Source organism: Streptomyces sp. NPDC032745, from assembly GCF_055579465.1.
In genome coordinates this window covers 52,507-64,380 of the sequence record NZ_JBVING010000026.1, presented here as the reverse complement: position 1 = coordinate 64,380, position 11,874 = coordinate 52,507, and the positions used below count along the sequence as shown (strand labels likewise).

The following is an 11,874-nucleotide window of genomic DNA, read 5'->3' as shown; positions in this document are numbered from 1 at the left end:
TGTCGCAATCCACACCGAACCCGGGAGGCCCTCACCCGTTCAAGACGCCTCAGCCGAGACCTCCATCACCGTCCACAACCTCCCAGGGCAATACACCTAGGTCTGGTGCGCCCTGTACGTACGGAGCCTCTGCGCGCGCGGAGTATCCGTACCTGCAGGGCGCACTTCGCTCAGGACGACGGCTGCGTCAGGTGCTTGAAGGCGTCCAGGTTGTAGGTCGGCTCGCCGCGCGAGACGCGCCATTCGTACTCGCGGCGGATCGCGCTCGCGAAGCCCAGCTCCAGCAGGGTGTTGAAGGCGCCGTCCGCCGCCTCCAGGACCGTGCCGAGCAGCCGGTCCAGGTCCTCCGGGGTGACCACGGACAGCGGGAGCCGGGCCGTCAGGTAGACGTCGCCGAGGGCGTCGACCGCGTAGGCCATCCCGTACAGCTTGAGGTTGCGCTCCAGCAGCCAGCGGTGGACGCCCGCTTCGTTCTCGTCGGGGTGCCGGATGACGAAGGCGTTCACCGACAGGGAGTGCCGGCCGACCCGGACCGAGCAGGTGGTGCTCAGCTTGCGGGTGCCGGGGAGCTGGATCACGTACGAGCCCGGCTCCGGGCTCTCCCACGCGAGTCCGGCCTCGGCGAGGGTGCTCTCGATGATCGCGGTGGTGTCGGCGGTGTCAGCGTCAGCCATGGTGGGAGCGTACGCGACGGCGGTGATCATGCATGGCTGCGGTGTACACGTCCGCCGTGCCGCTCGCCGCCGTGTCCCAGCCGAAGAACTGCGCGTGCCGCGCGGCCTCGGCGCCCATCCGGCCCGCGAGCCCCGGGTCGTCCACGAAGCGCCGCAGCTCCCGTGCGTAGTCCACCGGGTCGTGCCCGGGTACGAGGATCCCGGTCACCCCGTCGTTGACGGCGACCGGCAGCCCGCCGACCTCGGCGGCCAGCACCGGGGTACCGGTGGCCTGGGCCTCGATCGCGACGAGCCCGAAGGACTCGCTGTACGAGGGCATGACCAGCACGGACGCCGCCCGGAACCAGTCGGCGAGCGCGTCCTGGCGGACCGGCGGGTGGAAGTGGACGAGGTCGGCGATGCCGAGCTTCGCCGCGAGCTTCTGCAGCCCCTCCGGCTTGGCGAGGCCGCTGCCGCTGGGGCCGCCGACGACGGGGACGAAGAGCCGGTGGCGCAGCGAGGGGTCCCGGTCGACGAGCTCGGCGACCGCGCGCAGCAGGATGTCGGGGGCCTTGAGCGGCTGGATCCGGCCGGCGAAGAGCGGGATGACGGCGTCCTGCGGCAGGCCGAGGCGGGCGCGGGCGGCGGCCCGGCCGTCGGCGACGGTGAAGCGGTCGAGGTTCACGCCGGGGTGGACGACGGCGACCTTGCCGGGGTCGGCGTCGTAGTGCCGGACCAGCTCGTCGGCCTCTTCGGTGGTGTTCGCGATGAGCCGGTCGGCGGCGGCCACGATCTGGGTCTCGCCGATGACGCGGGCCGCGGGTTCGGGCGTGTCGCCCTCGGCCAGCGCGGCGTTCTTGACCTTGGCCATGGTGTGCATGGCGTGGACGAGGGGGACGCCCCAGCGCTCGGCGGCGAGCCAGCCCACGTGGCCGGAGAGCCAGTAATGGGAGTGGACGAGGTCGTAGTAGCCGGGCCGGTGGCCGGCCCAGGCCTGCATGACGCCGTGGGTGAAGGCGCACAGCTGGGCCGGGAGCTCTTCCTTGGCGAGGCCTTCGTAGGGGCCCGCGTCCACGTGCCGTACGAGCACCCCGGGGGCCAGCTCGACCACGGGCGGGAGGCCGCCCTCGGTGGCGCGGGTGAAGATCTCGACCTCGATGTTGATCGCGGCGAGGCGTTTGGCCAGCTCCACGATGTACACGTTCATACCGCCGGCGTCGCCGGTGCCGGGCTGGTGCAGCGGCGAGGTGTGCACGCTGAGCATGGCGACGCGGCGCGGCCTGCGGTGGTGGCCGACGGCCGGCAGGCGCAGGCGGGGCGGATCGTGGCGGGTGCCGCGGGCGGCGGCGATCCGGCCGCTGAGGCTGCCGCCGAGGCGGGACACGTACTGGCTCAAGAGAGCAGTTCCTCTCGCTCGGACGGCGGCGTACTGGACGGGACGGACAGGGGCAGGGCACGGCAGAGGGAGCGCGCGGGGCACCCTCCAAGGAGTGCAACCCGGACGGCCGTCTCCCGCATTCCGGGAGTCGGTGATTTTTCCTCGGCGTTTGCCGCGCGGTCTGGCCTCTTTTCATCCGGCGGGGGCCCTCCGCTTACGCTCGGCGCATGTCCTCCCGCTCCGCCCCGCCCCCGCGCCGTCCTGTGGGCACGGTGACCCGCGGGACGACGAACCCGAACCGGTTGCGCCGGATGGACCGCTGGATCGCGGCCACGCACGGGGCGGTGCTGCGGCGCGCGCAGGCGCCGGTCGCGGTGGACCTCGGCTACGGGGCCGCGCCGTGGACGGCGGTGGAGTTGCTGGCCCGGCTGCGGGAGGCGGCGCCGCGGGTGCGGGTGGTCGGCATCGAGATCGAGCCGGCGCGGGTCGCGGCGGCGAAGCCGTACGAGCGCGAGGGGCTCAGCTTCCGGCACGGCGGGTTCGAGGTGCCGCTGGAGGGCGGGGCCCGGCCGGCGCTGATCCGCGCGGCGAACGTACTGCGCCAGTACGACGAGGAGCAGGTGGCGGCGGTGTGGGAGCGGCTGTGCGCGCGCCTGGCCCCGGACGGGCTGCTGGTCGAGGGGACCTGTGACGAGATCGGGCGGCGCCATGTGTGGGTTGCGCTGGGGCCCGAGGGGGCGCGCACGGTGACGTTCGCGACCCGGCTGGGCTCCCTCGAGCGCCCTTCGGACCTGGCGGAGCGGCTGCCGAAGGCGCTCATCCACCGCAACGTGCCGGGCGAGCCGGTGCATGCGTTCCTGCGCGACTTCGACCGGGCGTGGGCGGCGGCGGCCCCGTACGCCTCCTACGGGGCGCGGCAGCGCTGGATCCGGACGGCGCGGGCGCTGGCCGCCGACTGGCCGCTGGCGGACGGGCCGGGACGGTGGCGGCAGGGGGAACTGACGGTGCGCTGGGAGGCGTTGCGCCCGGCGGGGTGAATGTGGCGCGGCGGGGAACCGGTTGCCGGGGTGGCCCGTTGAGCCGTCGGGATGCGTGTGGGGGACTGGGGAAGATCGGGATGACGCCTGTGAGGGTGTTGGAATTCACCGACTCGTGGCACCATCCCGAAGGCAGCGCAAAGTTACTGATGAATAGTCAGATGTGATGGCGGATCCGGTGCGGATCCGGCGTCGGGTCGACTCGGGGCACCTTGGGGGGACCATGGGGACCGTGGAGCGTAGGCGGCGCAGCGGTGCGTCCGCTCTCACGCTGCTGTGTGCGACGGCGCTGCTCGCCGTGGCGGGCACGGGCGGTGTGGCGCAGGCGGCGCCACTGCCGGAGCCGGGCGTCAAGTCCCTTGAGCAGGTGCGCAAGGAGATCGACGAGCTGTACCGCCAGGCGGGCACGGCGACGGATTCGTACAACCTCGCCGAGGGCGAGGCCAAGGCCCAGTCCGCCAAGATCGTCGAGATCGCGAAGCAGGTGGCGGCGGGGCAGGACCGGATCACGGCCCTCAAGAACCGCGCGGGGGCCGCCGCGCGCGCCCAGTACCGCTCGGGCGGGATGCCGGCCGGCGCGCAGCTGGCGCTGAGCAGCAGCCCGAGCCAGTTCCTCGACGGGGCGGACCGGATCCGCCGGGGCGAGAAGGCCGCCACGGACCTGATGTCCGAAATGAACCGCACGCAGAGCGACTTGCAGCAGTACGCGAAGGACGCGAGCGCGCAGTGGGAGAAGCTCGAAGCCAACCGGATCAAGCAGGAGACCTCGAAGAAGCAGATCGAGGGGAAGATCAAGGCGGCGGAGGCGCTGGAGAGCAAGCTGGAGGCCGAGGAGAAGGCCCGGCTGATTCAGCTCGAGCAGGAGGCGCAGTACAAGGCGCAGTCGGCGTGGCTGTCGACGGGCGTGCTGAAGGAGATCAACAGCTCTGCGTCGGAGTCGGGGAAGAAGGCGATCCAGTACGCCACGGCACAGATGGGCAAGCCGTACGTGTGGGGCGCCGTGGGCCCGGACTCGTTCGACTGCTCCGGCCTCACCTCGCAGGCCTGGCGCGCGGCCGGCAAGGGCATCCCGCGCACCTCGCAGGAGCAGCTGCGGCTGCTGCCGAAGGTCGCGATCAAGGACATGCGGCCGGGTGACCTGATCATCTACTTCGACGACGCCAGCCACGTCGGTATGTACGTGGGCGACGGCGCGATCGTCCACGCCCCCCGGCCGGGCCGCAACGTCACCCTGACGGGCGCGGGCTCGATGCCGATCAAGGCAGTGGTCCGCCCGGACGCATAACCGCTGCCCGCGGGGCGGGAAAGGCCGTGGCGGAGGGAACCCGCGGGGGGTTCCGGACGTCTCGCTGGGCGGGACGGCGACGGCCTCCGTCGTGACGTTGGTCATTCAGTGGTCTTTCAGTGAGGCGCATTCCCCCGCGATAACGGCATATGACGGCGGCCCTGGCCCGGAACACCATTCCGTTCTGCGGCCACCGACCGCTAGGGTCGGCCGGACGCACCCTCGGGGGGAGGGAAGGAACCGGAGACGATGGCCGTACCCGTACCGCGGCAGAGGGAGACCCCCGCCACGGAGAGCGCCCAGGCCGCTCAGCTGCCCCCAGCGGCCCCGCACGCCACCGCACCCCAGGCGTCCCTGACCTTGCTGGTGATCGAGGACGACCCCGCAGGCGGACTCACCGTGCCCGAGATCCTCGACGCCGACCGGCACCGCATCCGGCTCCGCACCGCCCGCAACCTCACCGAGGCCGCGCGCCTGCTCACCCACGACGTGCACTGCATCCTGCTGGACCTCTCCCTCCCCGGGACGGGGTCCACCGCCGGCGGCGGCTCCCGTACCGCGGTCGTCGACCAGCTGGACACCCTCCGCGAGGTGCTCCGGATCGCGCCCGGCCACGCCGTCCTCGTCCTCACCGCCGAGGCCGACGCGGAGCGCGCCGCCGAGGCCGTCCGGGTCGGCGCACAGGACTTCCTGTTCCGCGACGAGCTGGACGGCCGCCTCCTGAGCCGGGCGATCCGCTACGCCGTGGAGAGAAAGCGGGCGGACATCGCCCAGTACAAGCTCGCAGAATCGAAACTTCGGGCCCAGGAGAACGCCCGCCTCGAGCGCGGCCTGCTCCCCAACCCCCTCCTCGAGGGGTCGGACCTCCGCTTCGCCGCCCGCTACCGCCCCGGCCGCAGCCGCGCCCTCCTCGGCGGGGACTTCTACGACACCGTCCGCACCCCCGACGGCACGGTCCACGCGATGATCGGCGACGTCTGCGGCCACGGCCCCGACGAGGCCGCCCTCGGCGTCGAGCTCCGCATCGCCTGGCGCGCCCTGACCCTGGCCGGCCTGTGCGGGGACGACCTGCTGGCCACCCTCCAGGAGGTCCTGGAGGTGGAGCGCCCCTGCGAGGAGATCTTCGCGACCTTGTGCACGGTGGACATCTCCCCCGACGGCCGCCGCGCGGGCCTGTGCCTGGCCGGCCATCCGGCGCCGCTGATATCCCGGCCGGGCCGCCGCGCGCAGCTGCTCCCGTACGAGAACAGCGGGCCGGCGCTCGGACTGCTGCCCAAGGCCCGCTGGCCCCGCCGCCAGGTCGAGCTGGGCGGCACCTGGAGCCTGATGCTCTACACCGACGGGCTGATCGAGGGCCGCATCGGCGACGGCAAGGAGCGGCTCGGGCAGGACGGCATGGTCGAGATGATCAACCGGCACCTCGGCGAAGGCCTGAGCGGCGAGGGCCTGCTGGAGGCCTCCGTCACCGAGGCCCGGCGCCTCAACGGCGGGGAGCTCACCGACGACGTGGCCGTGGTCCTGCTCTCCCGCGCGGAGGGTTAGCCCGGGGCCATCAGGGGGGCTCAGCGCCCGCCGTTGTACGGGCCGTACGGGCCGTCGCTGCTGCTGCCGCCCTTGCGCCGGCCGCCACCGCCGCCACCCGAGACCTGCTTGAGGGCCGGGCGTACGTCGACGAAGAACACGATGGTGGCCACGAGGCCGGCGATCTGCAGGAACAGCATCCCCAGGAAGAAGTCCACCAGCACGGTGACCCCGAGGATGACCAGCCAGAACGTCTTGGTCTGCTTGTCGGCGGCGCGGTACGCGTCCTCGCGCGCCAGCACCGCGAAGACGAGGGCCACCACGGCGAGTGCCAGCATGGCGAACCCGAGCAACGGGAGCACTCCGTTATCGAACCCGTTCATCAACATCGCCTCGACCGCCTTCTCACGCTTCTCACGCTTCGCACGCCGGATGCCGCCTGCCTCCACGCTACCGGCAGAGCGGCCCTCGCAGACGACAACGGGCCGGACACCCCGCTGGTGCCCGGCCCGCCGTCACGGAAACCGTTTCCGGTCCGCGATTCAGCTCTCGTCGCCCGCCAGTGCGGCGGCCTTCTTCGTGTTGTTCCTGCGCACCGAGTTCTTCCGGGCGGCGGGCTTCTCCTGGTCGGAGCCCTCGGCCGAGGCGTCGGCGGCGGGCTCTTCCGCCGGCTCGGGCTTCGGCTCGACGGCGACCGCGATGTCGACGATCTCCTCGGAGACCTCGCCCCGCCAGGTCCGTACGGCCTGCTCGCCGTGCTCGGCGACCTTGTCGTACGTCTCCTTGGCGCGCACGGCGTACTCGGCGGCCACGCCGACCCCGCGCAGCGCCAGGTCCTGCGCGGCCTCCCCGAACTTCTTCGGGTCGATCGCGGTGAGCACCTCGGCGAACTTGGCGGTGACCGCCTCCTGCGCCTCCCTGGCCTTCTCCTGCACGATCTTCGGGTCGGTGTTCTTCACGGCCTCGATGCGTGCGGGTGCCTCGGCGCGCAGCTGCTCGATGAGCCCGGGCACCTTCTTCGCCTGCTGCACCGCGAGGTCGGCTGTGCCGGCGGCGAAGTAGAGCGGAGTCGGGTCGGTGAGGGTCTTCTTCAGGTCATCGGCGATGGCCATGTGGCTGGTCCTCCCGGATCAACAGTTCAGTTCGTAGGGTGCATGTCGGTGTCGTCGTCCGCGCCGGCCGGGTCGGCCTCGGCCGCGTTCTCCTTGCGGAACGAGTCGTAGATCTGGAGCAGCACCTGCTTCTGCCGCTCGTTGATGGACGGGTCGCCGAGTATCGCGGCACGCGTCTCCACCTCGTCGCGATCCCGCTCGTCGAGGATCCCGGCCTGTACGTACAGCGTCTCCGCGGAGATCCGCAGCGCCTTGGCGAGCTGCTGCAGGATGTCCGCGCTCGGCTTGCGCAGCCCGCGCTCGATCTGGCTCAGGTACGGATTCGACACCCCCGCCGCGTCGGCCAGCTGCCGCAGCGAGAGCTGGGCCTGCCGCCGCTGCTCGCGGAGGTACTCGCCGAGATTTCCGACGTTGAGCGATGCCATGCCCCGATCCTGCCGGACTCTGCTAACTATTGCAAGCGCGTGCTTGCAAAATCACCCACCGGAGCGCGGCTGGTTGAAGCGCAGCATGTTGCCGGCCGGGTCGCGGAAGGCGCAGTCGCGGACCCCGTACGGCTGGTCGACCGGCTCCTGGAGCACCTCGCCGCCCGCGGCCCGGATGCGCTCGAAGGCGGCATCGACGTCGTCGGTGGAGAAGATCACGCCGCGCAGCATGCCCTTGGCGAGCAGCTCGGCCATCGCCTGCTTGTCGGCCGGAGAGGCGTTCGGGTTCGCGGCCGGCGGCTCGAGGACGATCTCCACGTCCGGCTGCGCGGGTGAGCCGATGGTCACCCAGCGCATCCCCTCGAACGCCACGTCGTTGCGGACCTCCATGCCGAGGGCGTCGCGGTAGAAGGCGAGCGCCCTGTCGTGGTCGTCGACGGCGATGAAGCACTGGGACAGCTTGATCTCCATGCCGTCGACGCTACGGGCGGGCGGCGGTTTCCGCTTCCCCGCCCGTGGCCGGTCCGCCGGGTCCGCTCCTGACCGGCCGGGTGTGGATCTTGGCGATGCATGCCGGGATGGCCGCGCCCGGGTCGTGGCGACGGGCCCGGTAGGCGCTCGGGGTCTCGCCGACCAGCTCGGTGAAGCGCGAGCTGAACGACCCCAGCGAGGTACAGCCGACCGCGAAGCAGACCTCCGTCACGCTGAGGTCGCCCCGCCGCAGCAGCGCCTTGGCCCGCTCGACGCGGCGGGTCATCAGGTAGCTGTACGGGGTCTCCCCGAAGGCGGCCCGGAAGCTGCGGGAGAAGTGGCCGGGCGACATGAGGGCGACGCGCGCCAGCGCCGGGACGTCGAGGGGCTGCGCGTAGTCCCGGTCCATCGCGTCCCGGGCCCGGCGCAGCCGTACGAGGTCCTCGAGGTTCACCCTGCCAGCCTAAGGCGGCGGTGGCGGCGGTGGTGGGAGACCGTGACCGCCGCCAGGAGGGGGCCCCAGGCGACGAGGGGGAGGTAGAGGAAGCCCGCGACCGTGGCGCCCGCGGCCGTCATGTCCGGGTGCGGGAGGTTCCACCACAGGACGAACGGGGTCCACAGGCAGATCAGCCCCACCGCCCCGGCGCCGGCCACCACCGTGACGTACCGCTGCGGGATCCGGCGGCCGCCGAGCAGCGGGACCCAGGACGGGAGCACCTCGCCCCAGGGCCGGACCAGGCCGAGCGTGAGCAGCGCCAGCAGCTCGGAGGCCACGCTGAGGGCGATCACGTAGACCCTGCCCCAGCCCGGCAGGCCCGCGGCCGCGTACCCGGCCTCGGTGTACCCGGCGAGGAAGCCGGCGCCCAGCAGGAGCCGCCAGATGCCCGACGGCAGGGTGAGGAGCGCGGTGACGTGCGCGGCCCGAACCGCCCAGCGGGGCGCGGCCGGAGCGACGGGGCGGAGCTGCTGCGTGTGCGTCATGCAACCATCCTCACGACCGCCCCGCACCCCCGCATCGCCCCCGGGAACGGGCCCCGCCCGACCGCCTCCCCCAACCGGGGGAGACCCTGTCGGCCGGTCAACCCGCTGGCCACACCGCCGTGTTGTCCGTAGCCTCACGGGATGGCCATACCCGAGAGCGTCGAGGCGTGGCACCGGGTGGAGTCCCGCCCGGACCTCGTCGCGTACCTGCTCCTGCTCTCGGCCGAGGCCGAGGCCGCCCGGGCGCACCGGGGCGTCGACGGCTTCCTGTGGGGCTGGGTGACGGTACTGGACCGCCACCTCGACGGCACCGCCGCGCTCGACGGCGGCTGGCGCGGGCTGGCCTGCCAGCTGTACCGGGCCCGCACGGCCGAGCCCCGGCAGGACCCCGCGCTCGCCGAGCCCCCGACGGACGAGGACGCGGTGTCGAGCGCGGCGGACCTGCGCCGGTACGTGGCGACGCTGGCCGTCGGCTTCGCCCGCGACCGGCGGGAGATGCGCGCCCGCGCGGCCCGCGGCCTGTGGGCCGGCGACGGCGGGAGCTGGGCGCACGGCACCCCGCACGCATGGCTCGACGGCTGGGCCGCATGGCTCGCGGCCACGCCCTGGGCCCACGAACTCGAGCCCGTCACCTGGCGGTCGATCGCCGAACAGCTCTCGGCCGCACAGGTATACGAGTAGGAGCCCCCTCCGCTTGGCCAGGTCGTGTCGTCAAAGTAGCGTCGGCCGCCCGGAAGGGCGGGGCTGGCGGGGTCTGGTGCGTGCGATCGCAAGGCGGAGGAGGGAAGCGACGCGGTGGGGGCACCTCCCAGCGGTAGCTGGGGGACGTCGTTGACCGACGACAACGCGGCGAGCGTGCGTGCCAGACCCCGCCAGCCAGACGGGACTTTGACGACACGACCTAGGCCGCGCGGGTGCCGATCACCACCGTCGCGTGCAGCTCCTCCGAGGTGGTCGCGCGGACTGCCAGGCCCGCCGACGACAAGGCCGAGGCCGTGTGCGGGGACTGGCGGGCGCTCGTCTCGATCAGCAGCCGACCGCCCGGCGCCAGCCAGGGCAGGGCCCCCGCCGCGACCCGGCGGTGGACGTCCAGGCCGTCCGCGCCACCGTCCAGGGAGGTCAGGGGCTCGTGGTCGCGGGCCTCCGAGGGGAGCAGCCCGATCTCCTCCGTCGGCACGTACGGGGCGTTGACCACCAGCAGGTCCACCCGGCCGCGCAGCGAGTCGGGGAGCGCGGCGTACAGGTCGCCCTCGTGGACCCGCCCGCCGTACGGGGCCACGTTGAGCCGCGCGTACGCCAGCGCCGCGGGGTCGATGTCCGCCGCGTGCAGTTCCACCCGGGAGCCCAGCTGCGCCGCCACCGCCGCGCCCAGCGCGCCGACCCCGCAGCACAGGTCCAGCACCACCGCGTCCGGCCGGGCCAGGGCCACGGCCTCCTGCACCAGGAACTCGGTGCGCCGGCGCGGTACGAAGGCCCCCTCGCCCACGCGCATGCGCAGGCCGCAGAACTCCGCCCAGCCGACGACGTGTTCCAGCGGTTCGCCGCCGGCCCGGCGGGCCACCAGGTCCGCCAGGTGGCCGTCGTCCTCGGCGGCAGCCGTCAGCAGCTCCGCCTCCTCCTCCGCGAAGACGCAGCCCGCCGCGCGCAGGGTTTCCACAATCGAAGCCACGTAGTTCAGCTCACTCCTCGGTCGTGCACCAACAATCCCATGCCGTGTCATGCCTGCGGGATCAGAACATCGTCGGGCACCACGGGCGGCGGGCCGTGCGGAACACCGCGTCCGCCAGCGCCAGCGCCCCCGGCCGCTCCTCCGCGATCCGCCCCAGCGCCCCGAGCCGTACCGCCGACTCGTCGCCGAGGTACAGGGAGCCCAGCTCCGACACGTCGAGGCGCAGGTCCGCCGGCTCCTCGGTGACCGTGCACTCCCCCGTGCCCGCGTCGAGCCGGTAGCGGCCCGCGGCCGGCCCCGCCGCGTCCGTCACCTCGAGTACGAGGACCCCGGGCACGGCGTACGTCCGCGCGCTCAGGGCCCGTACGACGTCGATGACCCGCACCCACAGGAAGTCCGAGGCGGTCACGATCGTGGCCGCGCGCGGGTCGGGCAGCAGGTGCGGGACGAGGTCGTCGGGGGCGCGGTAGCCGGTACGGACCTTCAGCACCCAGTCGATGGAGCACAGGAAGTGCCACAGGGCGCGCTCCGCGTCCGGGGTGACCGCGATCAGCTCCGTGACCTGCACGGTGTTGAGCGGGAGCTTCCCGTCCGTCCAGTGGTCGTCGGACGTGTACACGGCGATGCCGGCCGGCTCGCCGTCCGCCGTCCGGTACACGGCGTGGAACTTGTCCTTGTACGGGCGCAGCGACGTCTCCTCCAGCCCGCAGGCCAGGCGCCACCAGCGCGCGTCCCGGCTGACCGTGCCGGGCGACACCGCCCGCAGCCGCTCGTGCAGCCCGGGGCCGAGCGCGTGCGCCTCGGCCACGTCCACCAGCTCGATGCGGCCGCCGTCCGCGGGCCCGGACCAGCGGGGGTCGAGCCCGGTACGGCTCACGTCGATCTCCCACTCGGCGACCGAGGCCGCGGAACCGTAGCCGTACCGCCCGTAGATCGGGTACTCGGCGGAGATCAGCGTGGACACCACGTCGCCGCGGGCCTGCGCGGCCGCCAGCTCGGCGGCCATCATCCGGGTCAGCAGGCCCTGGCGGCGGTGCGTGGGCAGCACGGCGACATTGGTGACGGCGCTCGCGGGCACGGCCCTGCCGCCCGGGACGGTCAGTTCCTGGGCGAAGGAGCGGAAGGTGGCCACGCAGCGGCCCGTGCCGGCTTCGAAGGCGCCCAGGGTGCGGTCCAGGTCGGTGTACTTGGCCCGCTGGGCGAGGTCGGACTCGGTGACGCGGTCGGGGCGCAGGAAGCCGGTGTTCACGGCTCGGAGCCACTCGGGGAGTTCGGATGCGGCGATCGGCCGGACGTCTGCACTCATAACCGGCCACGCTAACCGCAGCCCCCGGCCGAGTCG

At 73.1% G+C, this 11,874-nt stretch carries 14 protein-coding genes; 4 read left to right on the top strand and 10 right to left on the bottom strand.

Features of this window, described 5'->3' with window-relative positions:
• Nucleotides 1-170: 170 nt before the first annotated feature.
• Nucleotides 171-674 carry a type III secretion system chaperone family protein gene (locus tag ACZ5WG_RS39465; protein WP_468729479.1) on the bottom strand — a complete coding sequence of 168 codons (504 nt, stop codon included), beginning with the start codon at nt 672-674 and terminating at the stop codon, nt 171-173.
• A complete protein-coding gene (gene mshA, locus ACZ5WG_RS39460) occupies nt 667-2,049 on the bottom strand; it encodes a D-inositol-3-phosphate glycosyltransferase (RefSeq protein ID WP_468729478.1) in 1,383 nt (460 codons plus the stop codon). The genes ACZ5WG_RS39465 and mshA overlap by 8 nt, the downstream gene beginning before the upstream one ends.
• A 209-nt stretch (nt 2,050-2,258) precedes the next feature.
• On the opposite strand from mshA, the gene ACZ5WG_RS39455 reads away from it, so the two are divergent.
• The 3 genes from ACZ5WG_RS39455 (at nt 2,259) to ACZ5WG_RS39445 (ending at nt 5,895) form a co-directional block, all read left to right on the top strand.
• The gene (locus ACZ5WG_RS39455) at nt 2,259-3,068 is read left to right on the top strand and encodes a class I SAM-dependent methyltransferase (RefSeq protein ID WP_468308087.1); all 810 of its coding nucleotides are present in this window, start codon (nt 2,259-2,261) and stop codon (nt 3,066-3,068) included.
• Nucleotides 3,069-3,291: 223 nt separating this feature from the next.
• Nucleotides 3,292-4,353, top strand: coding sequence for a C40 family peptidase (locus ACZ5WG_RS39450; protein ID WP_468729477.1), 1,062 nt, complete (start codon nt 3,292-3,294; stop codon nt 4,351-4,353).
• Between the two features lie 249 nt (nt 4,354-4,602).
• Nucleotides 4,603-5,895 (top strand): PP2C family protein-serine/threonine phosphatase, encoded by a 1,293-nt coding sequence (locus tag ACZ5WG_RS39445; RefSeq protein ID WP_468729476.1) that lies wholly within the window; start codon nt 4,603-4,605, stop codon nt 5,893-5,895.
• Between the two features lie 20 nt (nt 5,896-5,915).
• Here the strand turns inward: ACZ5WG_RS39445 and ACZ5WG_RS39440 are convergent, their stop codons facing one another.
• The 6 genes from ACZ5WG_RS39440 to ACZ5WG_RS39415 form a co-directional block, all read right to left on the bottom strand.
• Nucleotides 5,916-6,263, bottom strand: a complete 348-nt coding sequence (locus ACZ5WG_RS39440) for a DUF2516 family protein (RefSeq protein WP_468729475.1) — start codon at nt 6,261-6,263, stop codon at nt 5,916-5,918.
• Nucleotides 6,264-6,416: 153 nt separating this feature from the next.
• On the bottom strand, nt 6,417-6,986 hold the full coding sequence (locus ACZ5WG_RS39435) for a hypothetical protein (RefSeq protein WP_468729474.1): 570 nt from the start codon (nt 6,984-6,986) through the stop codon (nt 6,417-6,419).
• A gap of 26 nt (nt 6,987-7,012) precedes the next feature.
• Nucleotides 7,013-7,411, bottom strand: a complete 399-nt coding sequence (locus ACZ5WG_RS39430; RefSeq protein WP_468308097.1) for a helix-turn-helix domain-containing protein — start codon at nt 7,409-7,411, stop codon at nt 7,013-7,015.
• Nucleotides 7,412-7,462: 51 nt separating this feature from the next.
• Complete coding sequence (locus ACZ5WG_RS39425) at nt 7,463-7,882, bottom strand: VOC family protein (protein WP_468729473.1); 420 nt, start codon at nt 7,880-7,882, stop codon at nt 7,463-7,465.
• A gap of 10 nt (nt 7,883-7,892) precedes the next feature.
• Nucleotides 7,893-8,336, bottom strand: a complete 444-nt coding sequence (locus ACZ5WG_RS39420) for a helix-turn-helix domain-containing protein (RefSeq protein ID WP_468729472.1) — start codon at nt 8,334-8,336, stop codon at nt 7,893-7,895.
• On the bottom strand, nt 8,333-8,863 hold the full coding sequence (locus ACZ5WG_RS39415; RefSeq protein WP_468729471.1) for a hypothetical protein: 531 nt from the start codon (nt 8,861-8,863) through the stop codon (nt 8,333-8,335). The genes ACZ5WG_RS39420 and ACZ5WG_RS39415 overlap by 4 nt, the downstream gene beginning before the upstream one ends.
• A gap of 141 nt (nt 8,864-9,004) precedes the next feature.
• Here ACZ5WG_RS39415 and ACZ5WG_RS39410 point away from each other — a divergent pair, with 141 nt between their 5' ends.
• Nucleotides 9,005-9,544, top strand: a complete 540-nt coding sequence (locus ACZ5WG_RS39410; RefSeq protein WP_468729470.1) for a hypothetical protein — start codon at nt 9,005-9,007, stop codon at nt 9,542-9,544.
• A gap of 220 nt (nt 9,545-9,764) precedes the next feature.
• On the opposite strand, the gene ACZ5WG_RS39405 is transcribed toward ACZ5WG_RS39410, so the two are convergent.
• Together ACZ5WG_RS39405 and ACZ5WG_RS39400 are read right to left on the bottom strand one after the other, a co-directional pair.
• Entirely contained in the window at nt 9,765-10,583 is an 819-nt protein-coding gene (locus tag ACZ5WG_RS39405) for a putative protein N(5)-glutamine methyltransferase (protein ID WP_468729469.1), read from the bottom strand.
• A gap of 10 nt (nt 10,584-10,593) precedes the next feature.
• Nucleotides 10,594-11,838: a GNAT family N-acetyltransferase gene (locus tag ACZ5WG_RS39400; RefSeq protein ID WP_468729468.1), complete on the bottom strand. Its 1,245-nt coding sequence runs from the start codon at nt 11,836-11,838 to the stop codon at nt 10,594-10,596.
• Nucleotides 11,839-11,874: the final 36 nt, after the last annotated feature.

Bases quoted from the DNA above. Each gene is read 5' to 3' on its own strand.
- ACZ5WG_RS39430 (WP_468308097.1), bottom strand. From the start codon at position 7,411: ATGGCATCGCTCAACGTCGGAAATCTCGGCGAGTACCTCCGCGAGCAG.
- ACZ5WG_RS39440 (WP_468729475.1), bottom strand. From the start codon at position 6,263: ATGTTGATGAACGGGTTCGATAACGGAGTGCTCCCGTTGCTCGGGTTC.
- ACZ5WG_RS39435 (WP_468729474.1), bottom strand. From the start codon at position 6,986: ATGGCCATCGCCGATGACCTGAAGAAGACCCTCACCGACCCGACTCCG.
- ACZ5WG_RS39425 (WP_468729473.1), bottom strand. From the start codon at position 7,882: ATGGAGATCAAGCTGTCCCAGTGCTTCATCGCCGTCGACGACCACGAC.
- ACZ5WG_RS39465 (WP_468729479.1), bottom strand. From the start codon at position 674: ATGGCTGACGCTGACACCGCCGACACCACCGCGATCATCGAGAGCACC.
- ACZ5WG_RS39410 (WP_468729470.1), top strand. From the start codon at position 9,005: ATGGCCATACCCGAGAGCGTCGAGGCGTGGCACCGGGTGGAGTCCCGC.
- ACZ5WG_RS39450 (WP_468729477.1), top strand. From the start codon at position 3,292: ATGGGGACCGTGGAGCGTAGGCGGCGCAGCGGTGCGTCCGCTCTCACG.
- ACZ5WG_RS39405 (WP_468729469.1), bottom strand. From the start codon at position 10,583: ATGACACGGCATGGGATTGTTGGTGCACGACCGAGGAGTGAGCTGAAC.
- ACZ5WG_RS39400 (WP_468729468.1), bottom strand. From the start codon at position 11,838: ATGAGTGCAGACGTCCGGCCGATCGCCGCATCCGAACTCCCCGAGTGG.
- ACZ5WG_RS39455 (WP_468308087.1), top strand. From the start codon at position 2,259: ATGTCCTCCCGCTCCGCCCCGCCCCCGCGCCGTCCTGTGGGCACGGTG.
- ACZ5WG_RS39415 (WP_468729471.1), bottom strand. From the start codon at position 8,863: ATGACGCACACGCAGCAGCTCCGCCCCGTCGCTCCGGCCGCGCCCCGC.
- ACZ5WG_RS39445 (WP_468729476.1), top strand. From the start codon at position 4,603: ATGGCCGTACCCGTACCGCGGCAGAGGGAGACCCCCGCCACGGAGAGC.